Annotated in this window: 27 protein-coding genes and 1 tRNA gene; 12 read left to right on the top strand and 16 right to left on the bottom strand. The window is 58.3% G+C overall.

Translation table 11 applies throughout. The features are described 5' to 3' along the window. Positions 1-9: 9 nt before the first annotated feature. Together ASE94_RS07530 and ASE94_RS07525 are read left to right on the top strand one after the other, a co-directional pair. Entirely contained in the window at positions 10-1,476 is a 1,467-nt protein-coding gene (locus ASE94_RS07530; RefSeq protein WP_062629850.1) for an NAD-dependent succinate-semialdehyde dehydrogenase, read from the top strand. Between the two features lie 179 nt (positions 1,477-1,655). After that, positions 1,656-1,732, top strand: a tRNA-Met gene (locus ASE94_RS07525). 293 nt (positions 1,733-2,025) lie between these two features. Here ASE94_RS07525 and ASE94_RS07520 read toward each other — a convergent pair. From ASE94_RS07520 to ASE94_RS07490, 9 genes are all read right to left on the bottom strand, one after another. Then, positions 2,026-2,217, bottom strand: coding sequence for a hypothetical protein (locus tag ASE94_RS07520; RefSeq protein WP_062629849.1), 192 nt, complete (start codon positions 2,215-2,217; stop codon positions 2,026-2,028). Continuing rightward, on the bottom strand, positions 2,214-2,768 hold the full coding sequence (locus tag ASE94_RS07515; protein WP_062629848.1) for a hypothetical protein: 555 nt from the start codon (positions 2,766-2,768) through the stop codon (positions 2,214-2,216). The genes ASE94_RS07520 and ASE94_RS07515 overlap by 4 nt, the downstream gene beginning before the upstream one ends. Next, positions 2,734-2,883 carry a hypothetical protein gene (locus tag ASE94_RS20915; protein WP_156352006.1) on the bottom strand — a complete coding sequence of 50 codons (150 nt, stop codon included), beginning with the start codon at positions 2,881-2,883 and terminating at the stop codon, positions 2,734-2,736. Before ASE94_RS20915 ends, ASE94_RS07515 begins: the two co-directional genes overlap by 35 nt. Beyond that, positions 2,883-3,266, bottom strand: a complete 384-nt coding sequence (locus ASE94_RS07510; RefSeq protein ID WP_062629847.1) for a GNAT family N-acetyltransferase — start codon at positions 3,264-3,266, stop codon at positions 2,883-2,885. Before ASE94_RS07510 ends, ASE94_RS20915 begins: the two co-directional genes overlap by 1 nt. A gap of 74 nt (positions 3,267-3,340) precedes the next feature. After that, a complete protein-coding gene (locus ASE94_RS07505) occupies positions 3,341-3,889 on the bottom strand; it encodes a ParB/RepB/Spo0J family partition protein (RefSeq protein ID WP_062629846.1) in 549 nt (182 codons plus the stop codon). A gap of 1 nt (position 3,890) precedes the next feature. Further along, the gene (locus ASE94_RS07500; protein ID WP_062629845.1) at positions 3,891-5,183 is read right to left on the bottom strand and encodes a DUF3440 domain-containing protein; all 1,293 of its coding nucleotides are present in this window, start codon (positions 5,181-5,183) and stop codon (positions 3,891-3,893) included. Then, positions 5,180-5,353, bottom strand: coding sequence for a hypothetical protein (locus tag ASE94_RS20910; protein ID WP_156352003.1), 174 nt, complete (start codon positions 5,351-5,353; stop codon positions 5,180-5,182). Before ASE94_RS20910 ends, ASE94_RS07500 begins: the two co-directional genes overlap by 4 nt. A gap of 85 nt (positions 5,354-5,438) precedes the next feature. Beyond that, entirely contained in the window at positions 5,439-6,875 is a 1,437-nt protein-coding gene (locus ASE94_RS07495) for a DEAD/DEAH box helicase (RefSeq protein WP_062629844.1), read from the bottom strand. A gap of 3 nt (positions 6,876-6,878) precedes the next feature. Beyond that, positions 6,879-8,072, bottom strand: coding sequence for a hypothetical protein (locus ASE94_RS07490; protein ID WP_156352000.1), 1,194 nt, complete (start codon positions 8,070-8,072; stop codon positions 6,879-6,881). 172 nt (positions 8,073-8,244) lie between these two features. Here ASE94_RS07490 and ASE94_RS07485 point away from each other — a divergent pair, with 172 nt between their 5' ends. The 6 genes from ASE94_RS07485 to ASE94_RS07460 all read left to right on the top strand — a co-directional run bounded on the left by ASE94_RS07485 (position 8,245) and on the right by ASE94_RS07460 (position 11,935). Continuing rightward, positions 8,245-8,967 carry a hypothetical protein gene (locus ASE94_RS07485; RefSeq protein ID WP_156351997.1) on the top strand — a complete coding sequence of 241 codons (723 nt, stop codon included), beginning with the start codon at positions 8,245-8,247 and terminating at the stop codon, positions 8,965-8,967. A gap of 213 nt (positions 8,968-9,180) precedes the next feature. Beyond that, the gene (locus tag ASE94_RS07480; RefSeq protein WP_156351994.1) at positions 9,181-9,474 is read left to right on the top strand and encodes a hypothetical protein; all 294 of its coding nucleotides are present in this window, start codon (positions 9,181-9,183) and stop codon (positions 9,472-9,474) included. Beyond that, positions 9,437-10,987, top strand: coding sequence for an AAA family ATPase (locus ASE94_RS07475; protein WP_156351991.1), 1,551 nt, complete (start codon positions 9,437-9,439; stop codon positions 10,985-10,987). Before ASE94_RS07480 ends, ASE94_RS07475 begins: the two co-directional genes overlap by 38 nt. Beyond that, complete coding sequence (locus ASE94_RS07470; RefSeq protein WP_062629839.1) at positions 10,987-11,211, top strand: hypothetical protein; 225 nt, start codon at positions 10,987-10,989, stop codon at positions 11,209-11,211. Before ASE94_RS07475 ends, ASE94_RS07470 begins: the two co-directional genes overlap by 1 nt. Further along, positions 11,208-11,732 carry a hypothetical protein gene (locus ASE94_RS07465; RefSeq protein ID WP_062629838.1) on the top strand — a complete coding sequence of 175 codons (525 nt, stop codon included), beginning with the start codon at positions 11,208-11,210 and terminating at the stop codon, positions 11,730-11,732. Before ASE94_RS07470 ends, ASE94_RS07465 begins: the two co-directional genes overlap by 4 nt. Next, entirely contained in the window at positions 11,729-11,935 is a 207-nt protein-coding gene (locus tag ASE94_RS07460) for a hypothetical protein (protein ID WP_062629837.1), read from the top strand. Before ASE94_RS07465 ends, ASE94_RS07460 begins: the two co-directional genes overlap by 4 nt. A 300-nt stretch (positions 11,936-12,235) precedes the next feature. On the opposite strand, the gene ASE94_RS07455 is transcribed toward ASE94_RS07460, so the two are convergent. Then, complete coding sequence (locus ASE94_RS07455) at positions 12,236-12,862, bottom strand: hypothetical protein (protein ID WP_062629836.1); 627 nt, start codon at positions 12,860-12,862, stop codon at positions 12,236-12,238. Positions 12,863-13,017: 155 nt separating this feature from the next. On the opposite strand from ASE94_RS07455, the gene ASE94_RS07450 reads away from it, so the two are divergent. Next, positions 13,018-13,518, top strand: coding sequence for a hypothetical protein (locus ASE94_RS07450; protein ID WP_062629835.1), 501 nt, complete (start codon positions 13,018-13,020; stop codon positions 13,516-13,518). Positions 13,519-13,623: 105 nt separating this feature from the next. On the opposite strand, the gene ASE94_RS07445 is transcribed toward ASE94_RS07450, so the two are convergent. The 3 genes from ASE94_RS07445 to ASE94_RS07435 are packed head-to-tail and all read right to left on the bottom strand — an operon-like array spanning position 13,624 to position 14,509. Then, positions 13,624-13,833 carry a hypothetical protein gene (locus ASE94_RS07445; RefSeq protein ID WP_062629834.1) on the bottom strand — a complete coding sequence of 70 codons (210 nt, stop codon included), beginning with the start codon at positions 13,831-13,833 and terminating at the stop codon, positions 13,624-13,626. Continuing rightward, the gene (locus ASE94_RS07440; RefSeq protein ID WP_062629833.1) at positions 13,830-14,129 is read right to left on the bottom strand and encodes a hypothetical protein; all 300 of its coding nucleotides are present in this window, start codon (positions 14,127-14,129) and stop codon (positions 13,830-13,832) included. Before ASE94_RS07440 ends, ASE94_RS07445 begins: the two co-directional genes overlap by 4 nt. Then, positions 14,126-14,509, bottom strand: a complete 384-nt coding sequence (locus ASE94_RS07435; RefSeq protein ID WP_062629832.1) for a hypothetical protein — start codon at positions 14,507-14,509, stop codon at positions 14,126-14,128. The genes ASE94_RS07440 and ASE94_RS07435 overlap by 4 nt, the downstream gene beginning before the upstream one ends. Positions 14,510-14,945: 436 nt before the next feature. Between ASE94_RS07435 and ASE94_RS07430 the strand changes: the two genes are divergently transcribed. The 3 genes from ASE94_RS07430 (at position 14,946) to ASE94_RS07420 (ending at position 20,337) form a co-directional block, all read left to right on the top strand. Further along, positions 14,946-18,956 carry a bifunctional DNA primase/polymerase gene (locus tag ASE94_RS07430; RefSeq protein WP_082461051.1) on the top strand — a complete coding sequence of 1,337 codons (4,011 nt, stop codon included), beginning with the start codon at positions 14,946-14,948 and terminating at the stop codon, positions 18,954-18,956. 227 nt (positions 18,957-19,183) lie between these two features. Beyond that, positions 19,184-19,606, top strand: a complete 423-nt coding sequence (locus tag ASE94_RS07425) for a hypothetical protein (RefSeq protein WP_062629830.1) — start codon at positions 19,184-19,186, stop codon at positions 19,604-19,606. A 143-nt stretch (positions 19,607-19,749) separates the two neighbouring features. Beyond that, complete coding sequence (locus ASE94_RS07420) at positions 19,750-20,337, top strand: hypothetical protein (RefSeq protein WP_156351988.1); 588 nt, start codon at positions 19,750-19,752, stop codon at positions 20,335-20,337. Between the two features lie 165 nt (positions 20,338-20,502). Here ASE94_RS07420 and ASE94_RS07415 read toward each other — a convergent pair whose 3' ends face one another. From ASE94_RS07415 to ASE94_RS07400, 3 genes are all read right to left on the bottom strand, one after another. Further along, the gene (locus ASE94_RS07415; RefSeq protein ID WP_156351985.1) at positions 20,503-20,922 is read right to left on the bottom strand and encodes a hypothetical protein; all 420 of its coding nucleotides are present in this window, start codon (positions 20,920-20,922) and stop codon (positions 20,503-20,505) included. Positions 20,923-21,709: 787 nt separating this feature from the next. Further along, positions 21,710-22,018 (bottom strand): hypothetical protein, encoded by a 309-nt coding sequence (locus ASE94_RS07405; RefSeq protein WP_062629826.1) that lies wholly within the window; start codon positions 22,016-22,018, stop codon positions 21,710-21,712. A gap of 47 nt (positions 22,019-22,065) precedes the next feature. Beyond that, positions 22,066-22,596 carry a DUF4142 domain-containing protein gene (locus ASE94_RS07400; RefSeq protein WP_062629825.1) on the bottom strand — a complete coding sequence of 177 codons (531 nt, stop codon included), beginning with the start codon at positions 22,594-22,596 and terminating at the stop codon, positions 22,066-22,068. Positions 22,597-22,971: the final 375 nt, after the last annotated feature.

Here is a 22,971-nt window from a genome sequence, read left to right as displayed (position 1 = left end):
GATTTGATCATGACCACCCGTTCGCTTGCCCTCAAGGACCCGTCGCTTCTCGTCGACAAAGCCCTCGTCGGCGGCAAATGGGTGGCCGCGCCCGATGGCGCCAAAATCGACGTCACCGACCCGTTTGACGGTGTCGTCATCGGCAGCGTCCCGAGCTTGGGTGTCGATGTCCTCCGTCAGGCGATCGACGCGGCGCATGAGGCCCAGCCCGCTTGGGCCGCCAAGACCGCCAAGGAGCGCTCGCAGATCCTGCGGCGCTGGTTCGATCTCATCATCGCCAATGCCGATGATCTCGCCCTGATTCTCACCAGCGAACAGGGCAAGCCACTGGCCGAAGCCAAGGGCGAGATCACAAGCAATGCCGGCTATATCGAGTGGTTCGCCGAAGAGGCCAAGCGCATTGACGGCGACATCATTCCCGGCGCCAGTCCCAGCCAGCGCATCCTGGTGCTCAAGCAACCGGTCGGCGTCTGCGCCGCCATCACCCCCTGGAATTTCCCGAACGGCATGATCACCCGCAAGGCCGGCCCGGCGCTCGCCGCCGGCTGTACCATGATCCTCAAGCCCGCCTCGCAGACCCCGCTCTCGGCCCTGGCTCTCGCCGTGCTGGCCGAACGCGCCGGCGTGCCTGCGGGAGTCTTCTCCGTGGTCACCGGCTCGGCCAAACCCTTCGGCCAAGAATTCTGCACCAATCCAAAAATTGCAAAAATCACCTTTACCGGCTCGACCGAGGTCGGCCGCTGGCTGATGCGCGAGGCTGCCAGTGGCATCAAGCGCCTGTCGCTTGAGCTGGGCGGCAATGCCCCATTCATCGTCTTCGACGACGCCGATCTCGATGCAGCCGTCGAGGGAGCCATGCTGTCAAAATTCCGCAATTCCGGCCAGACCTGCGTCTGCGCCAACCGCATCTATGTGCAGGAAAGCGTTGCCGAAGCCTTTGCCGAAAAGCTCGTCGCCAAAGCCCGCGCGCTGCAACTGGGCCACGGCACCGAGCCTGGCGTCACCCAGGGTCCGCTGATCGATGGCAAGGCCGTCGAAAAGGTCGAACAGCACGTCGCCGACGCGCTCGAAAAGGGCGGGCGTCTGCTTCTCGGCGGCAAGCGCAGCGCGCTCGGCAGCACCTTCTTCGAGCCCACCGTCATCGCCGACGTCACCCAGTCCATGCTCGTCGCCAAGGAAGAAACCTTTGCGCCCCTCGCGCCGATCATCACCTTCAAGGACGAAGCCGACGTCATCGCCAAGGCCAATGACAGCGAATTCGGCCTCGCCTCCTATTTCTACGCCCGCGACATGGGCCGCATCATGCGCGTGGCCGAAGCTCTTGAAGCCGGCATGGTCGGGGTCAATACCGGCGCCCTCGCCAACGAAATGGCGCCCTTCGGCGGCGTCAAGCAATCCGGCCTAGGCCGTGAGGGGTCAAAATACGGCATCGAGGGCTATCTCGAAATGAAGTACGTTTGCCTTGCAGGAATTTGAGGGAAGGTCGCGGCTCTGGTGGCACTGAAGTCGCCGCCAGAGCCGTCTCCAGATCGGCGATTTGCGTTGTCTTTAGGCGTCCAAATCTACAACCGAACCAAACCTCTGCGGAGCACTTGACACTGTTCCCTTCCCCGTCTAGTACGACCCCGCAAGCGTGACTTCGGTCGCAGCGTTGTGGCGGAGTAGCTCAGTTGGTTAGAGCAGCGGAATCATAATCCGCGTGTCGGGGGTTCAAATCCCTCCTCCGCTACCAAATTGAAATCGTTGGGTTTTTTCCTCTTTGAGAGTGAGAAAACCCAACGGTGGATCCTCCAAAAATGATCGATTAGGGCGCGATTAGGGCGCAGTTGCCGATATCCACGCGGGGTTGGTTCGTTTCAAGGATCAACTGTGGAAATCTATGTCACGATATAAGTCGGCCGGATGTTGGTCCATCGTATAAGCCGGTGGCGGATTCGCGTTAAGGCATAAGACGGCCGGTTCTTATGGAAGGAATCGAAAAGCCCGGCGCGATGGCCGGGCTCTTGGATATTTTACCACACTATGTCAGCGGGACACGTTGAGCGCCAGTGCGATAGCTCCAACGATCTGTTTAGCTGGTGCTTCCGAAGCCAAGGCAGCCTCAACGAGCGACTTAATTTCGTTTGCGGCGGCGGTAGTTTCGAGCGTGATGAAGTGCTCCTTGCCGTCGAACAAGGCAGCGCCGCCGGTAGCGAGGGGTTCAACTCTCAGTTTCATTTCGGATCTCCTGACTGCGGGCGCAGAATCTTCTGGTTTTTGTCGTCGTAGAAGAAGTCGACTGCCGACAGCACTGCTGCCTTGGCTTTCTTCGGGTCATCATACAGATCGGCATACTCGCACATGACGAGCAGCATCTGCGCGAAGGCGCGACGATCGGGACGCGAGTGGACATAGGTAAGCAGCTGCACCACGGGACCGGGGATCAGCCAGGTGGAGATGCGGTCGCGTTGCACGGAACGTCGATTGAACCCGAAGAGACGGGTCAAGGCGGCAACGTGGTCTTCGGGCCAGATATCGCTGATGAGGTCTTCGAAGACCGAATGGAATTCGGCCCCGGCATCGGGTGCTTCGATGTCGGCTGCTTCACCATTGATAATGGCAGCCAGCTTGCGCACACGGCCACACTGGACGATCGCCAGAGGGTAGTAGAGATCCTCGTCGGTGTCGTCGATGTTGACCAGCCCGACGATGGTGACGCCTTCCTGGCCGTCCAGGGAGAGATCGAAACCGGACTTAATCGTGCTGGGGTGGCGAAGATCGATTTCCATCTGCGGGTGCCTTCTTCAGGTGGTTCTTGATAGCTGCGACGCGTTCGACATTGACGCCGATCTGCCTCGCGATTTCTTCATCGGGTCGGGAGAGATCGGTTATGACGACCTTCATCAGACGGGCTCCTTGACGAGGCGCTGAGTGCCGTTGGGACGGGGGTTCCCGACCTTCTTGAAACCACGGGCTTCGTAGAATTTCGGGTTGTAGGCTATGACTTCCAAGCGGTCGGCGCCCCTGTCGCGGGCGAAGGCCATCAAAGCCTCGACCATGGCGGTGCCATTACCGGCACCGCGATGTTCGGGCTTGACCCAGACTGCCTTGAGACGGCCGCCGTTGCCGGTGATCGGCAAGAGGGAGCAGATACCGAGAACCTCTTCGCCATCGATATACTGGAACCAGATGGCATCCTTGGCATCCGCCACGGAAATGCGGTCACGGCCAGCACGGGTCTGGTAGACGAGGTTGTCTTTGAACTGGACGGTCTTGAGGGTCTTCATCGGGCTTCTCCGAACTGTCACGCGGTCTATACCTGCGTTGCATGTCTCAAATATAGCGACACGAAGTGAGAGTATCAAGTGCCAACGTAGAATTTTTCGTCATGGCTATCGACCGCCCAGGCGCGTGAGAAATCCTTGTCCGCGAACAGGCTAGCCAAGCCGCTGATCTGCTTGAGGCGCAGGAGTTCGTCGGCATCCATTCCGATGTTTTTCGCGATCCATTCGTCCGACATTCCGGACTGAACCAGCTCGCCGACGATATTGACCATCAGGTCGATCGAGTGGCTGCCCCGGGCGCGGTTGTGCCGGATCGTCGATGCCATGAGGTTCGAGATGTCTTTCTCGATGACCACGACGGGCATGCAGCCGCCTTCGCGCTCGCGGATGTCGCGGCAGGTCATCATGACGGTGTAGCGGTGAAAGCCGTCGACGATCTCGTAAATATCCTCGTCGGGCAGGTGGTAGCAAACGATGGGCATGGTGTAGCCGTCCTCGCGGATCGACTTCTCGAGCAACCTCATCTCGGGTGGCGCCACGGCATTGGGATTGTAGGCATTGGCCCGGATCTTTTCGAGTGGCACGGCACGGACGCCGTATACGGGCGATACGAAGGTCTTGGTCATGTCAGAGTTCCTTGTACTTTTCCAGCGCAGCGGCACGGCGCGCCATCTCGTTTTTGGTGAGGGTGAAGCCCATGTACTTGCCGACATGGTCGCTCTTCAGGATGGTGATGCAGAGACGCTTCCAGGTCGGGATCCGGCGGAAGTCCGTGACGGTCGTGTCGTCTTGGTAATCCATCGTCACCGGTTTCTTAGTCGCCGATCTTGCGCTGGTCTCTCCCACCTCGAATTGGACGCCTTCGGCGCGCAGCTCGGCGATGGTCTGCTCGTCCATGACGCCGCCACCTTTCTTCCAACTCTTGATCGAGGTGGCCAACTTGGTTCGGTAGTTCTCGGCGACGGCAGGCGGAAGGGTGGCCAGCAGGAACTCGGCATACTGCTGCCAAGTAAAGTGCGCCGGCTTCTCGATCTTCTTCCAGCCCATAGCCTTCGTGTCGCCGTAGAGGGCCGTGAAATTGACGCCGTTGACGCGGCTGATCATCTTTCCCCAAACGTGCGGATCAAGGGTCCTGTAGAGCTGCAGGGTGCCTTTCGCGTACGCATGGAAAGGCGAGGAAACGCGCATCGCATGCAACGGCACGCCGGCGTAGTGCATAAGGTCGTAGAGCCGGTTGTACCGCCATCCAAACTTAGCGTTGGCCGCCCAGATGTCTTCTGTCTGCCAATCGTAGATCGGATAGCAGTTGTAGACGCCTTCGTGGACCTCGGTCGTCCATCGCACGCCCTTGAACTTGCCTACCTTGTTCCGATCGGAAACAATGGTGCGCCAGCGGTCGAGGCTTTCCTGAGCTCGAATACCTACCATGACGGCAGTGCGCTTGGCCTTCTTGGCGGCGTGGTAGTGCCGGCCGAACTCTTCCTGAAATTCGTAGTCCGTCATCTCCGGCGTGATCCACGGCAGATCGTCGATGCCGAGGTGGGCGTTCGGAAGGTCACGCACCCAAATGTCTCGCTTTGCCTGCTCCCACGGCCGCCAATGCGTCTCGAACATCGAGGTGGACGTCGGGCAGCGGACGGGCACGCAGCAGCGCAGGTTGTCGACGCTGTCGCCAAGCTCGGCATAGACAGCGTCGACGTATTCGGTCGTGGCCGTGTATTGGGCCTCGTAGTCGAGATGGTACACGCCGATGCGGCGTTCCGGGGCGTGGAGGCGGATATAGTCCAGCGCGAGGTTGAGCAGCACCCCGGAATCCTTGCCGCCCGAGAAGGCGACGTAGACGTTGTCGAAGTTGGCAAAGACGTAGGCCATACGCTTCATCGCGGCCGCGTGGACGTCGATGGAAAGGTGCTTGGTCATTCGATGTCACCGGCCGCCAATGCGGCGTCGATTTCCCGGTTCTTCACCCGCAACCAGATAACGCCTGCGGCGGACATGATCTCTGCCTGCCGCTTCTTAAGGACCTCTATCGCCTTCTCCAGAGCGTCATGCTCGGCGTACAGTTCATCCAAGGTTTTGTCGTCGTTCATTTGATGGTCTCCTACCAATGCACGCGGCCTATGCCTGCGCCCATGTCTCAAATATAGAGACATGAAATTCTTTCTTCAAGGGGTATCAGAGCGAAGCGATCGCTTTTTTTATGGCGTCCTGATCGCCTTGGCGGACGAGGCTGTCGACCATCCGTCGGAAGTCGGACACCACGCTGTCCGTCAACTGCAGCTTGTGCTCGATGCGATTATCGATCGTGTCTTCGCAACGTAGCGTGGTGTAGACCACAGGCCGCTCCTGACCGATCCGATGGTTGCGGCCTTCCGCCTGGATCCGCTCGGCATATTTGAAACTATCAGCGTAGAAGAGCGAGTAGGCCGCTTCGTTGAGCGTAAGGCCATGACCGCCGATCGCTTGCGTCGCGATCAGAAAGCGTCCCTTGCGACGCCAGTTTTCAAGGTTATGGTTGCGCTGCGTCTCGCCGACGCGGCCGGTGAACTTCCAGACCTGGTCGGACCCGTAATGCCGCCCAAGAATCTGGCAGATGGTGTCCGCGGCTTCGAGATATTTCGTCCAGATGATCAGCGGTTCATCGTCGGCGATTTCCCCAATGGTCTCCAAGAGTAGGTCGATCCTAGGATTGTCTGCTCGAACGACCTGGCCGGCGAACCCGACCACGATCTTCTGCAGGGTAGTGAAAAGCTGGAGAATGCTGGTGTCATTCCAAGCATCCCAATCTCGGCTGGCCAGAGCATCGAGCTTCGCCTGCTCGTACAGTTCACGCTGCCACTCAGCCAGTTCGCAGGTTCTATCGACGTAGATCTGTTTCGGCAGATCAAGGCATTCCTCACGGCGGACTTGAAATACGTAAGGTTCGATCTGAGCGGCGAGGACGTCCTTATCGAAGGTCCGCAGAACGCGACCCGTACGTATTCTCATCGACTTATTGAAGCGCGACGGCTTCGTCTCATATTCGATGTGGGCGTTGGCGAAGCTATACCAAGAATTGTGGCCGAGGATCTTCGGCGACAGGAAGGTCATTTGCGCGAAGAGGTCGATGATCGAATCCGTCAACGGCGTGCCGGTCATGATCATTCGATAGCGACTGCGATCGGACATCGCCGTTATCCGCTGCGTCCGCTTCGCTCGGTTGGCCTTGATGTATGAAGACTCGTCAACGATGACGAAGCCGTCTTCTGTCAAAAGCTGGTTGTAACGCAGCACGGCGTTCGTCGAGGAAGACATGGTCTCTATGCCGATGATATGCACGAGCGCGTCGTCGCGCCGGCTCCTTTTCCGCATGCCCTGCTGATTCCAGACCGTCACCATGTCGGCAGGAATGTCGGTGTGCTCGATGATCTGTTCGAGCACGGTCTGGCGAAGGGCGCAGGGACAAAACCAGAATAGCTTGTTCCAATTGGCTTGCTTCAATTCGGCTAGGCGCAGGGCGGTCAGGGACTTGCCTGTCCCCATGTCCATGAAGAGCGCTGCGACCCGCGATGGCGAAAGCTTCGCCACCGCACGCGCCTGGTGCGTCATGAGTTCCGTGGTCGTGTGGAACATCGATCAGTCCAGGAGATCCGGATTGATCTTGATGGTGTCGGGGAAGACTTTGCGGTCGAGGATGGGCGCAGCCTTGCCCTTCGCGCGCTTCTTGCCTTCGATCATTCCGGATCTACGGAACTCGTCGAAGGCCTCGGCAGCCTTTATCGCCAGGTCGGTCATGGGAAAGCCGAACTTGGATGCGAAATCTCGAATGTCGTCGATGGATCCGATGGGAACCAGGACCGTACGGTTTTCTCGATCCCACTTCGAGCCGACGAGCTTGCGCACTTCTTCGTAGTAGTCGCCGTCGATCCGATGCCAGTCGATACGGAGGAAATCACCGCCGGCATAGTCAATGCGCCTTCCGTCCGATTTCTTGAATTCGCCAGACTGGACCAGCTCCCGAAGGGCGGTGTCCTTGACACGCAAGACAAAGCCACTGCCGACGAGATGTGCGACGACTTCGGCTGCGATGTCCGGCATCTGATCTTCGCGGAACTCAAACACCCATCGTCTGGTCGGTGCGTCCCAACGAGGGTTGAAAGCTTTGACCGCTTCGTTGAAGTCCTCGCGCTTTTCCGGATAATCGATGTCCATGGTCAGACGTCCGGTCGTGTGGATCACGCGACCGACGGTCTCACTAACCGGTGCCTCAGGGCGTAGCAGGGTTTCCAGATCGACAGCGACGACCAGTGCCGGCTTTTTTTCAGGAAGGTCCCGATCAGCCATCTCTTCGATCACCCGGCACAACAGCGGTGCCGCTTCGAGCTGGTTGCCTTTTTCGATCCACCAGTCCGCGTCGTCGATGTTACAGATGTAATTCTTGGCAGTCTCGATCTTCTCGATCGCCAAGCCGTGCAACTGCGCGATCAATGACTTTTCGTAAGGCTTTGGATTGAAGAACCGGATGACTTCCACGTCGTCATGTTCGCAACCAGCCAGAATGGCTGGGACCTGCCGGGCACGGATGAGATTAGCGGTTCTGACCTGCGCTTTCGACCCTCGCAGCGCCGGCAGTTCCAACTCTTCGACAACGATAGCCGCGGCGTCTTTCTTCTTCTCTAGCGCTGCTTCTTCTTTCTTGTGTTGGCATCCGTTGCACAGTGGGCGGGTTCTTTGCCACCATTCAAGCTTGCGCAGCGCTTCCCGGCGGTTGGTCCCATATATTGTCGCGCGCTCGCCGCACTCCGGGCAATGATGAAATTCTTTAGCCATCGGTCTGGTCTCTCCACTTAGCGACGCGGCCAACGCCTGCGTCATGTCTCGAATTTAGGACATGAAAATCCGTTCTACAAGATCTAATGTCGCAAAATATGAGACATAACCTTGATATCGTTAACGCCGTGATACATATTCATGTCGTTCATAATGCGACATGGAGACTGCTATGCTGCCGGAAATAGATGGAACTGATTGGCGTGCGGACGGCGAGAAATTCTTGTCGCCGGTGAGCAGGGTGCTCTGGAAATACCGCGACAGCGATCCGCTCGACCTGGTGCGGGCCGGCATCACTTTCACCAAGGGTCCGGGAGGTTTCTACGCGGAATACGATCCTCGAAAAGCCCCGGAAAAGCTGACCATATTTTATATGGACAAGCTCCGAGCCAAGCATTCGGAGTTCATCGAACGTCATGTTAGGCAGCGCGAAAATAAGCGCGCCGTCCGGGAGCGCCGTGACAGTGCACTGGCGCGGGCAGTTGCGACGAAAGAACGCTGGGGTCAGTTCACGTCTGGCTACAAAACCATCACCGATTTGACCGGTCAGAGCTACTTACTCGACAGCCAAAAAGACGCCCTTGATCGCTACGTCCGCGTTACCGAGAAGCGTGCGGAAGCGATGCTAGGTGCTGCCAAGACGGTCAAGGGGGGTGTCGATTGGCCGGATGACCTCGTCGAAGAAGCACTCATTTATATGACGGATCTCGACAGCGACGAGCGATCAGTCCGCAACAAGTCCGGCTGGGATATAGTCCACGGTCCGCGCGGGCACTGGGCCGTCGCCATGCTGCCTGTCGATCGCGATCTTGCCCTACGTGTCGCCAGGACGATCGTTGGGCACTATGCCGATCGGCAGCTGAAGCACATCGCCGATCGAGTAGGATCCCATTAACGTTTTGTGAGCTCTGCCGCCCGGAAGGTCCTTTACAATGGGTCTCCCCGGCGCCATGTTTTGGGCAGGAGACCCAAATGACCTTCGCCGCCACCATTCGAATAGACGCTGAGCAAGGGACCGCAATCGCGGTCGTTTTCGTTCGCGTCTCACGGCGCGCGATCTAGTCTCCGCCTCGGCTGTCCGCTGCGGCGGATGGTTTCCGAGGCTCTTATGTCTTGCATTATTGTTGATACGACCTGCCTGTTGTATCTTGGCGACGGCGGACTTTTTCCGACCGACGCAGATATCGCTGCTGCCCCCTATTTGTATAACTGGTCCATCTCAGATGACGAATTTTGGGGCGGCAGCATTATCGGTAAAGTTATCGGGCATCTGCTCGGCGACGAAGACGAAATCGTGCTGTCACCTCCGACACACGCGGACCTTGACCGCCGCTGGCTGAAAACTGAGAACGATTTGTATCGCCTTGGGCCGCACAAAAACGTGGGGTCGCGCGATGTCTAAGTTCGACGATTTCAAAGTCCCGAGCGGCATCAACGTCGCGGCAGTTCGGCTGATCAAATCACGCAACGAGCGCATGCAGCGTGTCGAGGAAGGCATGCTGCCGCGGACTTCGGAACTGCTGTCTGGCTATCCGTTCGCAGCCGGCGATATCGACATCGACATCACGTCGTGGTGCAAGCATCGACTCCTTCTCGGCGCTGGCGATCGGCTCGAAGCTGCGCTCGAAAATCTGAAAGTCAGTCATTCGGTGGAGTCGTGCCGCCTTGTGCTGGGTGCAGGCGAAGGGGAGCTTGGGGACGATCTTGATCGCGTCCGGCTCTACGCCGTCTGCCTCGGCGACCACAAATCGCTGTTCAAACTTCGCCGGGATTTGGAAGACCGCGTTGCGATGAGCGGCACTCTTTCGTTCAGTACGCTCATCAGCCGTACGATGCTCGAAGGCATGAGCGGCATGTTTAAGAATCCCGTTGATGCCTACGCTCGCGGCGCACGGCGGATCAGAGAGAGCAACGACATTGCGAACCTTTATCTTGCTGCCGAAAAGTGGGTCACCAATGGCGAGTATGCAGAGGTCGAAGCCGCCGAATCGATGATCCGCGAAGCGCTTGCCGCAGAGCGAGAAGACCGCGCGGAGACCGCGCCGCCGACGTCGGCCGGCATCGTCGTCGTGCCCGAGCTGCCAGACGGGGGAACGAGCCATCGGCGTGAGATTCACCGCGCATGGACGGGCATCGCCGGATCGAAAATTCCCCTTATTGCAAAGGGAAACATCGTCGCCGCGCGGCAGGCGCTTGTTGCACGGTGGCCGCATGCCTTCCGCTTGATCGACACCATCCTTTCCGATCTGGTTGTCTCAGAAACCGTGCTTTTCCGGCCGACATGCATCGTCGGAAAACCCGGCTCCGGAAAAACCGCTTTGGCGAAGGCGATCTCGGAAATGGCAGGCCTTCCTGTCGAGGTCGTGCCGCTGGGTGGTGTCTCGGATGCTTCGTTGATGGGTACCAGTGCACAATGGTCATCTGCGAGAGAAAGCGTCCCGCTGCAGTTGATCCGGCGATCAGGCTCCGCGAATCCGGCTCTCGTTTGGGACGAGCTGGAGAAAGTGTCGACGGCGACGCATAACGGCAGCGCCCTTGATGCGCTGCTGCCAATGCTCGAACGGACCCAGTCGAGGAGCGTGCGCGATCCGGCGCTCGAAGTCGAATGCGATCTGTCACATGTATCCCATTTCGCAACGGCCAATAGCCTTGAGGGTGTCCCAGGTCCGCTTCGCGATCGCATGCGCATTCTCAAGATGCCGGATCCGGAATGGAAGCACCTGGGCCTGCTGGCAGAAAACATCGTCAACGATCTCATGCTGCAGCGCGGCTTAGATGGAAGGTGGGTTGCTCCGCTGGCCCCGGACGAGATTGCCTTGATCAAGAAGACCTGGCCTGGCGGAAGTCTTCGACAGCTGACAAGGATCATTGAAACCCTGGTCGATGGACGGGAAATGACGTGGGGGAATGCGTGATGAAAACGGCAAATGCGATCTACTGCGCTGCTCTCAATTTGAGCCTTCACCATGCCACAGGCGACGCTCGGCTTGCCATCGAGGCGGCTCTCGAAAAGCCTTCGCCGACCACCACCAGGGCGGTTCTCCGAGCCAGCATCGGTCAGCCATGGCAGCCAAGAATCGAAGGTGCGCTCATCGAAATCGGCATCGCCGCAAGCGAAAGCCTGGAGTGCTCGAAATGACCGACCTTCTCCAAATCGAAAGCCAAATCGTATGGGATCGCCTGACTGCACCTGATCACCGAACCGGCCAGCGCCTGGCTGACGATCCCACGGTCTATGTCCAGATGGCCAAGCTCGTAGCGCAGTTCTACGTCCATCGCCGCCGCCACTTCGAGCCGGAAATCGGTGAAGCCTGGCATCCCGAAAATTGGCGAGAAACCCTTCGCGAAAGGTATTCAGGTCTGAGCGGCGCGTTCGATTTCGAGGCTGGCTGGTGCGATATCATGAGCGCCGGTGCGGCGATCGTTGCTGATGCGGGCGAGACCCTGAAAATCTCATACGCGAAGGAGAAATATGGCAGCATGTCGCTTTTCTCGTCGTCGTATTTCGATGGAGAATTGGATCTCGTCGATAGCTGTATGGAAGCGCTCTCTGTGCACATCTGCGAGTGCTGCGGTGCGCCCGGCATCAACCGCGCGGTGCGCGGATGGTGGCGGACTGAATGCGATCATCACCATGCCATCCGTGAGGCCGGCCGATGACAACGAAGGAAAGCCTGATCGCCGCGCTCCGGTCATACATCGACAACGTCATCTCCGTCGCAGATCTCGAAGACCTCGCTGTTTTCGCAGATCAGGTCTGGCTTGCCGGCGAGAGCATTGAAGGCGTCGATCCAGCGAGACGGCAGGCATTGATCGATGCCGGTAGGCTGGCTTTCGTCGAAGTCATGGGAGGCGAAAACTGACTCCTCGGCTTCTTTTCGCGGTTCTCGAAACCAAAACCCAATATTTCCGGGCCTCTCCGCCACCCTCAATCCATCCTGCCTTCGAAAATCCGAAAATATGCTTCCGGGCAAGTGTATGAAATCATTCGTGAATTAGGCAACTACTCCGCTCCGTGACCTGTGCATGACCTGTGGGCGACCTGCCGGTTGGTCATGCGCCTAGATGGGTCGTGGCGGGTTGGATTGTGGTTGGGTATCGAATGACCTGAAACGAAATCTATGGGGCTAGCCGGCCTTCCAGGCGAGCGTTTTCCGTGAAGGTTACGCGGCGTACTTCTCAAGTTCTGCCCGCTGCATCTTCGCGGCTTCGACGACAAGAATGCCGGCGTCGATCACTCGCTCGATGCGTTCTTCAAACGTCGGCGTCGTCGTTCCGAAAACCGTCACCTGTATTACAGACCCTCGGTCGCGCCATCTCTCATAGTCGGCGATCTCGTCGAGAAGGCGTTGTACGAAGTCCGCTACGACGTCTCCGGAGAACTGCTGAATTCGCTCAAGCCGCCTAACACTCATCCGAGGAAATGTTCGTGATGCAGGTGCGTTTATCAGCGCTGAGGCGACGTCCAAACGGCGATCGTGGGCCGCTCGGATCATGCTTTCGCCATACCGTTCGGCGGACTGCAGCGCATCGAATTCCTGGCGCATGGCGAGGCGGACGTTTGCGCGGTGTTGGGCCCTGGTTTCACGGATCTGCTGAGCTACGAAAAAGGCAGCCGAAAATGCGACGAAGGCGGCGAGGATGGTCTGATATCTATTGAGCCAGTACTCGACGACTCCATGCGGCGCACTGGTAGTGGTGACCCCGGTGACTGTCACAGCGCCCATCCAAAACGACAGCAGCGCTATCGAGATTGCGCACGCTATCAAGAATGGTATCCAGTCCCGCATTCGAGTTCCCCCAACCCATTCTGACACTTGCAGAAGTCAGGCGATTTCACTAGTGCCGGACGCCTTCCAGCCCCCAGCTTTCCGTGACATTGTCACTAGATATCAGGGTGGGGAGCGCGTGACATGATCGCATTCATGGTTGTCGGCATCGATCTATGACCGAACCGCGGACCAAATATTTCGAGGAACGTTACGAGGCTGCGCTTGGCCGCATGCTCGTCCGCTTCAATCAGCTGGAAAGCCTTCTGGCAGAAATCATTCGCGTGACGACGAAGGAGAAGCTGATGAAGCCTCATCTCTTCAAAATCAACGAATTTTATATCCAGAAGGTCGAGCGGCTCGACTTAATGTTATGCGCTTTCCCCAGGTGGCCGGCACCGGACTTTGAACGGCTACGTCGCATAAATGCTTGGAGAAACGAACTGGCGCACGGTCATTTCCATCAAGATCCAAATACCGGAGAATGGCTCACAGAAAGCGTCCACAAAAAGGGGCACAAGTCCGTCGAAATCACACCCCAGATGATCGACAGCTGGACGGCGCAAGTGGAGCAGGCGTTGACAGATGTCGAGGGCCTGCTTCCATACGCTTGGTTGGATGAGCCCGATCCTGATCGACCACTGCCGCCAGGCGCTTCTCCGGTTCCGTTGATGTGACGGATCCTGTGTGGACATACTCGACGAGCTGATCGACGAACGTTGACGCCCGCCGCGGCTCCAGATCTTGCACCATGAAATCTTCCGAGACGGAATCGGGATCCATCAGCCGTATGATGACTGGAAATTAAGCGTGGCCGTCATGTCTTTCCGGCCGCGGCGATAGAGGTCCGTCAGCTGCAGGTTGCTAAGCCAGCCCCAGCGTTCTGCCGCAGCGAAGGCCCCATAGCGATCGACGATTTGAGCTACTTTTTCGGGTGACGGTGTCACGTAATAAAACGCATCGCTTTCGCGCCGGTTGTCGTGAATTGTCATGCCGCGCGACGCTCCAGGTCGATGCCATTCTGCCTGGCGAGGCGGCACCAACCGTCAGCGTCCCGCCAGAACCGCCGCGCGGTCTCATGGTCCTGTTCGCGGTCATAGTGCTCGGCCGCTGCTTTGGCGGCTCGATACGATTGGCCGATGTAGTCGAATGAACCGGGACGCATGAAGTCACCCTTAGCGGTTACGTCATCATCGAAGCGCAGCAGTCCGTACGCGATCACGAGGCCATCTCGCGTGAGGCACCAGCCAGTCTTGGTGGCAGTGTCGAGCGTCAGGATGGTCGTCATGCAGCCACCTGCTGCGGCTGATAGTGCTTCGACCAGATCGCCGTGACATCGATTCCGAGGCGGATCGCGATGGTATTGAGGCGGTCCCAGCCGAATAAATTGGGCCTCTCGTTCCGTAGGTTCGTGAGCTGGCGTTTGCCAAGATTTGGAAGAACCGCCTGGATTTCGGCTGTCGGCGTGAGCCGAACCTGTTGGGCGACGGTGCGGAAGAGCTCGTCCTTGACGGCCTGAGCGATCGGATCCCTGTCGTAAGGATTATTGCGATGACGATGGACGCCGGAGTCCTCTTCGGAGGTCTGGTCCAGCACGCCAGATTCGATTCCGGCGGCGATAATCTTCAGCGTATCGATGCCGCACGCCGAGCGGTCCTTTTCTCTCAACAGAGAAAGCTTGTGGGGTGAATCCCTGGCTTCAGGACTTGAAGCTGTCTCGCGGTAAGCTTCCGCTCTTCGATGAACGCGGAGATGTATTCAAGCAGCCGATCCTTTTCGGACGAGATGCTTGCCGCGTTGTTGGAGGAACTTAGAGAGAACGGGCGCAAGGATTTGTCTCAAGGATTGACGTTACAATCCTACTCGGCGGCGCCGCCGAGTTGAGGTCAAGTGAACCGGCCAGACTTCTTAGTCCGCAGGTTAAAACTACAAGATTTGAATTATTCTTTTTTGGAGCCAAAACCTCGTAGATACGGGCTCTAGTGCGGATCGTTTAAATTCCGAACGATTTTTCTATGCGAAATTTGTTGCGCCGTGCTTAGAGGCGCCGCAGACTGTTTCGGTGATCGGGGCAAACCTCGGCGCTTAAACGGTGTGTATAGTCATGTTGAACGAAACGAATCGATCCGCGGAGGCTTCAGAGCCAGCGGACCGGGCGGTCGAGAACCCTCCCGCCCAAGACCACGGAACCGAACTCGCTCCCGGCGCGATCGAGCACATGTATATGCCGACCGAATCGCTTTTCGGCGGCGTCTGCAACAGGGTGCGCGCCAACGGCTGGACCGTCCTGCCGCAGTCGCGGAAGGGCAAGCGCCTCACCTCGGTCATCGATGGCGAGGCGCTGAAATGGGGCCCGTACATCAAGCGCATGCCGACCACGGCGGAAACCGCGCGCTGGGGCATCCAGGCGCGTACGGAAAACGCCGCCATCCTGCTCGGGCCGTCGTCGGGAAACGTGTTCGCGATCGACATCGACGTGCTCGATGTAGAGTTGAGCTATTCGATCCAAGAATTGTCCGTCGAAATCTTGGGGGCGACGCCGTATCGCCGGACGGGCATGCATCCGAAGATCGCGCTGCTCTATCGCGCCGAGACCGAGGAAGACCTGCCGTCGTACAAATCCATCAAGTTCATGTCGGAGGACCGCAAGCAGCCGACGGACGACGGCATCGAGATCCTCGGCGCGGGCCGAATGATGACGGCCTACGGGTACCACCACAAAACGAGCCAGTACTTCAAGTGGTATGCCAACCAGCCGATCTCGAACGGCCCTCAAGACGTTCCTGTTGCGACACTTGAACAACTCGAGGCGTTCTTCGACGCGGTGCAGGATCTGCGCCATGCCTATCGCCATGCCTCGGCTGCCGGTGCGGTCGGGGAGTGGATCGATGGATCTGCCGATGGAATCGTCGTCGGCAAGCTGAGTTTTGGCGACCGGCCGGTTGCATGGGTGCAGAATAGCGATGGCAAGATCGTAGATGGCCGCGACGAGTATCTCTGGACGCTCACGAAGGACACTGTGAAGCGCCACGCCGCCGCGATCATGGCGGACGCCCTTAAGGTTGAAGACCTGCGGACGGCCATCCGCGATGCTTTCCGGGGCGCCGAGGAGCAGGGCAACAAATCCTGGCCGGAGGCTGATCTCCGGAGAGCGATCGTCGAGAAAACCGGCCGCGCTGTCGAGATGCTCAAGTCCGGGCGGATCAAGCCGCGTTTGCCGAAGGGCAAGCTGGCGGCGGCGAACGACGACGGCAAGATCGTCGCCGCAGTGGAAGTCCACGAATTTCCTTACGTCGCGCCGCAGCGCCATGTCGCTGAGGACGACACCTTCGCGTGGCTGACGACGCGCCGCGAGACGCTCAAAATTCACGAGACGAAGCCGGATCCAGTCAAAGCGGCTGAGCGCCGGTTGAACCCTAACAGGCAGGCAGAGGGCGAGAAAGCGTCCGCCGGCGTAGCGGTCGCGATCAATGCATTCTTCGATGATGTCATCGTTCGCAACAACGTCGTGCACGTCCTGAATGCCCCCACCGGCGTAGGCAAGAGCGCCACCATAATCCGCGAGATCGTGAAGCGACCCGAACTTCTGACAGTCACCGCCGAGGCCACGGACGACGACGGCCTGCCGATCGCCGACGGGCCGATGTTGATGCTGGTGCCCTCGTACAACAATGTCGATGAACTTCGAGAACGCGCAAGCTCGATCAACCTGGATCCCAGTCTTCCTGACGACGAGCTGGAGGCTCAAGCGCTTGAGATGGGTGTGGTCCACGTTGATCAAGTCGATCAGCGCCTCGGCGAGCTTCGGTCGATGGCATCAGCTGCGGGCCTGATCAGCGCCACTTACAAGGGCAAGATCGCCGCCGGATGCGCAGAGAAAGAGAAGGTCGCCCTTCTGCAAGCCGCCGGTATCTCGTCTAGCCAGCTCTGCCAGTCCACCATCTCAGTGAAGAACAACGGCGTCTACACGGGCGAGAAGGAGACGGTCTACTGCGAACACTACGCCACGTGCCCGGCGATCCTTCAACGCAAGACGGCCGCGGCAGCACACATCGTCTTCATGGTCCGGAACTTCCTGACGCTTGCGATTCCGGAAGAGCTGGCCAATCCAAAGGGCGTGATCCTCGACGAGCGCGTTTTCGACCAGCTCGTTAAGAGCACCACTTTTCAGATCACATCGCTGGATTTGGCGCGCCGTCCACCAAGGCTGACGAAAAAAGAGGAAGAAGCGGGTCTCGATCCGTACGAACTTCTCCAGCTCCGCGATCATGCTAGCGCGCTAGCACAGAGATGGATCAAGGAGGGCAAGGACCTCGCGACCGCTTTCCATGCTCACACGGAAAACAACAACGGCATTATCACCACCGGTCCGGAACTTGCGGCCGCTGCACGGCGCGTCTGCGGCCAGGCGATGACCTCCCAAGCGGAACTCAGCCCCAACCGTACGCTGCAGGACATCCAGGAGATGTGCTCGACGGCTACAGGCACAGACGTCGCCAAGGAATATCGTATGTGGTGCCTCGTTGAGGAGGGCATCGAGGAACATCGCAACGCCGATCTTGCCGGCCGGCCAACCCCTCGTTCTGATCGCAGGATCCAGCTGCTCGACTTCGACAAGGACGATCCGAAGTGCTTCCCATGGATCCGCATCAGCTGGGGCGTGCAGGGTAATTGGGCATCGACACCGACACTGCTCCTCGACGCGTCCACGGACGAAGAATTGGTGCGCCGTACGATCGGCGTCGGCCGCGAGGTCAAGGTGCACAAGATCGAGGTCTCACTCAACCAGCGGGTCGCCGTGGCGATCAATCGTCGCCTGTCGTCGACAATGCTTTTCCCGTCTGAATCTGCCGACATCAACGAACACGTGCGCGCTGCGCAGACGCTTGCCGATCTGCGTCTGATGATTGCGACATATGCCGCGGTAAATGCTCATGGTCGTGTCGTCATCCAGCCGACGAAGAAAGTCAGGCGGCTCATTCAGCAGGGCTGGGTCAAACCAAGAAACGTCGATTTCGGCCACCTGGGCGCAACTGCAGGTCTGGACTACGCGAAGGGACACGTCGGCAGCATGACGCTTGGTCGCATCGAGCTGCCCGTCCGCGAGATCGACGGGATCGTTGCCGCGCTATCGCACGAGGACGACCTCCAAGAGGTACTGATCGATAGCACCGGCACCGGTCTGGACGAGGCTGGCAACAGGTTCGCCGCTCACGTTACCCGCCGCACACTGAAACACCGAGACGGCAGCGACATCAGCTTCGAGGTCCAGCAGCACGCAGGACCACTAGCCCATGCTGTCCAGAAGCAATACAGGGAGGAGCAGCTTCGCCAAGGGACGGGCCGCATCCGTCCGGTCTACCGCGAAGTGCCGGCCGCCGTGATAATGGTCGCGGAATCGGTTCCGGACGACGTCATCGTCGACGAAGTCATCGCGTTCGAAGACCTGGCCGTCCGATCTGGCGGACAGCTGTGGGACGCAGTGAGGCTGTCGAACGGTTTCATCGAAGCACATATTCTCGCTCATTGTGCGCCGCATCTCGGGGATATCGCCAGTTTCGAAAAACAACTGGCTCAGTTGTTTTTCGGCGTTCCGTCGACCGTCGCCAAGTATCACAAGGCTCTGGTGCGTCTTGCGTCCGGAGAGGAGCGGTCTGTCTACGCCCCGGCCCATGATCCCTCGTGGTTTGATGAATTGGTGCGCACGCTCGAAGTCCTGGGATGGAGCGGCGAAGTCGAAGTGGCCGAGGAAAGCAAGCTCGCGACCTTTGCCGTCGGCACCGCACCCATGGACGACATTGAATACCACCTAGCGAAGGCCGATCAGGAAGCAGTCGAAATGAAAGCGCTGCATGTACTTCAGCAGACGGCCATCGCGAAGAAGGTTTGGCGGAAGGTTCCGCGCACGTTCGGGACCACTCCAGCTGTCAAACAGACGACGATTCCCCAATTTTATGCGCTCGGCGAGGGCGATCTCGCGCGCAAGGAACTCAGGATGGACGTCTGGATGATGCTCACACAGATGAAAGACGCTTGGGCTCTCACAGGTGTCGATGACCCATTCCACGCTCCAGAGAAACTCGTTGATTATACTATGATCGCGCGAGCGACATGAATGACCTAAGTCAGTTCAGTTATATGTGCCACACAAGGTTAGAATTGCGCAAAATTTGTGCACAAGGCAGGCTTCAAATTGTCCGAGTNAGCATCCGACTACGTGCAATCCTTCAAAATGCCGCTTGCGTCTTACGGGGCGTCCACAGATGGGTTGCAGCCTGGCCGCTTTCGGTGCTGAATTGCGCGGAAGCGGACCCAATCCCGTAACCCGAAGCAAAGAGCGCTATGCAGCTTTTTCAGGACTACCTAAGCCGCTACCTCCGCGATTTAATCGCGTTCCTTTTAGCCTTCGCCGTGGCGGCCTTCGGCATGTTTCCGATGGTTGCCATCAATTACCACGCCTATTCGCCGTTCGTTTATCTGTTCGTTGGGCTCATTGGGTTGCCCCTCGTTTTCGTTTTCGCTGCGGCGTCTTCCATCTCTGAAAGCTACCGCTACAAATTTTTCGTATTCGTCATTGCGGTATTGCTGTTGCTGTACGGCTTCCGGGAGGAGCTGAGCTTCGATCCTTCCTCAGTTTCTCCGGGAGCGGTGAACTGGAACCGGATAATTTTCGCACAATTGCTGTTTGCCACGCCCCTCATTTACGGGTTTCGTGAGCGCCACCGCATCAAGGCTCGTTGGGAGATGCGGGCGAGCTGGGAATAGCAGCTGCTAGGCTAGATTCGCTCCGGCCCGTGCGACAGCAATCGGGTCAAAAGATCACGGTCCGCTCCTTATTGCAAAATGCGCTGAAGTAGACGCAATCGACATGTGCCACATCAAAGCAGTCCGACAATAAGGGGGGGGCGATGAGCTCTAAACGCAAATTTTCGAGCGCCTCGCTGGTGGTGGGACTGTTGGTCGGAGCCAGCGCGGCGCCCATTCTTGCTTGTGACATTCGGATTCCCAAACGTCCCCCCACTATGGCTGAGCAGATGGCGGGCTTGTCGTCGATTTTCGGGGGCACCGTGATTGGGTGGCAAACAGACAGTGGCGAAAATCTAATAGGCCAGATGCCAGCGGCCTGCGTTCAGAAGGATACTGGTCACAACGGCTATGGTGGCTACGACTGGGAATCAGCCTCAACGCCCATGTGCGAGGTGTACCAACACGTCAGAGCGGCTCTTTTCCGGGTAGATACGTCTATTGTTGGCCCAGAGGCCGGCGCCATCATTCCTGTTTACGCGACCTGGGGCGACGGAGATTGCGCCCCTCACTTTAAATGGGGTGAGCAATGGTTCATCGCTGGTGAGGAGTTCAAAGGAAGAATCCATTCCAACGTGCTCAGCAACGCGGCACAGCAACCTCTTAGAGAGCCAATCCGCCCCGACGAAATCGCCGCCTTACGCAGGATGGCAGCCGAAGACGAGTTTGATTTCGATACGATTTTAGATTGAGGCGATTGAAACTGAACCGTCTCCGCAGTGCGGTAACTTAATGGCCGTTTTCGAGATTCCACAACCGAAGCGTTGAGGACTAGATGGGGTCGGGTTTCTGACTGTCTGCGCTGGACTGCTTTGAGCGAGACGCCTCGGCGGACTATCCCGTTTCTTGAACGTGAACTAAGCGCGCGGCTGAAGATCGCTCACTCGTTTGAAGAGCCGGTCGAAATTCGCCCCCACTATCATCGCCACTAGGATTGTCGGCATAGCAAACAAGGCGAGGAATGGTTCATACTCAAAATAGAGCGACGACGCGCCGGGTGGGGGTGGATCGGGAAAATAGATGCCTCTAATTAGCCAGTAGGACACATTGGCACAGAGGCATGCCCCAAAAATTGCCCACCACCAACGTTTCGCAATCCCCAATGCCGAAGCCACAAAGACGGCGGCTCCGAGGAAGATCAGGCCAATTCCGTTGATCGCACCGAACATGAAGAGGGCTGACCGTCCGTGTCCAAATAGAATGGACGGCAGAACCACCAAGAGCAGCCAGGGCGAGCTTACCGCGGGGATACTGAAAATGCTCTGGAGGGCTGACATGAGAGTACACATCTATGTCCTCCCTTCCATGATGCTCCGCAGGCGCTTGTTGCCCTTCATTTTGTGACTGCTTTCGAGCTCAAACTCAATGAAGTAAAACGTCCAAAATGGGGTCGATGGCTGACCGGCGGCTTGGTGGAAGACCGTTAGTGGTTGACAAGATCATTGGATCAGCATGTGCGCTCACAGGCTGGGCCCGATATTGATCGTGGCGGACGATCCAACTTGAGTGAGGGAATAGTGACGGTCCCCTCGCGTCCACCCAGCAGATAGCACTTCGACGGCATCATTCCTATTGAGACTGTCCGGCTCTTCCAGGCGCTCCGTTAGGGCACTCAGGACCCCGGTAGGTTCCGTCGTTGAATATGCACAGGCTGTATGGCGTTTGGACCGACCGCTATCCAAAACGACAAAGTCTCCTCGCCGCTGGCCTGCGCTTGCCGCCAGCCGACAAGTTCAAGCGAGCCACCATTAGAGGCAACGAGACTCGCACGCCATTCCTCTGTTTCAGAGTCGGCTAGGCGCTGCCAGCCAAGCTCGTCTCCCATCGGCGCGGCTTCCCTAACGGTGCTCGCTTCACATATATTGAGCAGGCGTGCGACGGTCATGTCCGTCGGCATCGCTACGGCTGTTCCCGCACAGGCTATCAAAAAGCAAATAACGCTGATGGCGATGCGCATGACCTTATGCCTTTCTTCCTCAGGCCCAGAAATCTGTAGATCAAGCCAGAGCACGGTCAAAGTCCGCTTTTGGCATCGATGGTGGCAAGGCCGAATGGCCGCAAGCGCTATTGGGTCAGTTCGACGATGCCGGCGGCTTGGCAGTCCTCAAGGGTGATAGCTGCGAGGTCCAGGCCGCTTGTGTCGTTGCCAAGGGTTGAGCCGGCCGCGCCGCCTTCGCTGTCGGGGGCAGTGCCTTGCGGGCCAGCGCCGGGGTCGGCGCCAGACGCGGCGCGGACGAGGTCATTGCAATGGTCTTGCACGACGATCATGTCTTCCTGCGCGATGGGCTGCCCACCGACGGTTTCCTGCGCATTGGCGAGGGAGCCGGCGAAAAGGGCCAGAGCGAGGCCGGACGAAAGGGTGATGGCGTTCATTTCGGGGCCTCCGGAAGGGGGAAGGGGTTTGACCCCTTCCCTTTGGATTACTGGACAGAAAGGCCGCGGACATGTTCCTGGTGCATCTGCAAGGTGGGCAGGGTTGCGGCAGCAAAATCCTTGAGTGGGCCATCGGCACCGCCATCGACATAGCCCTGGAAGAGAGCGACGGCTTCATCATGGGCCTGCATCTGGGCGGCGATATAAGCTGCGTCGAAATCGGCGCCTTCAAGATTGGTCATGTCATCAACGATAGCCTGATGACGCTGATCGAGTTCGGTGGCCGGGGTAAGGCCTTCGGCCTCCGCGGCGGGCGCCATATCCTGAGTGGCCTTGGTGTGATCGGTGACCATCTGCTGGGCGAAGGCCTTCACCTCTTCGGACTGGCCGCGCTCGATGGCAAGGGTACTGGTTTCGATCTCGAAGAGATTGCTGACCGAGGCCATGGCAGCGAAGTCTGCGGGTTCGGTCACAGTGACGGGCGCTGCGGCGGGAGCAGCGGGTGCGGCGGCATCCTGGGCGAAGGCAGGCGTGGCGGCGGCGAAGGCTGCGGTCAACAGCAAGGCTCGGACGAACATGGATTTTCTCCTGTTGTGGAGCAGAGAGAACCCGGGCATGCCACATTGGACGCAAGACTTGATTCAGGTTGCATCCGGCAAATGATGCGGTGCTGATCTATATTCGCTTGGAATACCCCCCGAGAGGTGCGTCGTTGGGAAGATGATCAGATGCCCGTAGTCGGGCAGCGGCGCCCAAGCCCTCTCACATCACCCGCAAACCGATTGGCACCGTAGGGTGGTTTGCGGAATGGCTGCTTCCGTTTGTGATATACAAAACCGGACGTTGTTGATTTCCCTTGAGAAGTTGAGTGAAACTTCGTCAAGAAAGAAGCTGATAGAACGAATTCCGCCGGTCCACCGTCGGGCGAATTCTATCGGTTCTAACGCCCTTTA

The organism is Devosia sp. Leaf64 (assembly GCF_001421945.1).
Classification (GTDB): Bacteria; Pseudomonadota; Alphaproteobacteria; order Rhizobiales; family Devosiaceae; genus Devosia.
Note: the sequence above shows the minus strand (reverse complement) of the source record. Positions and strands in the feature narration are given on the sequence as shown.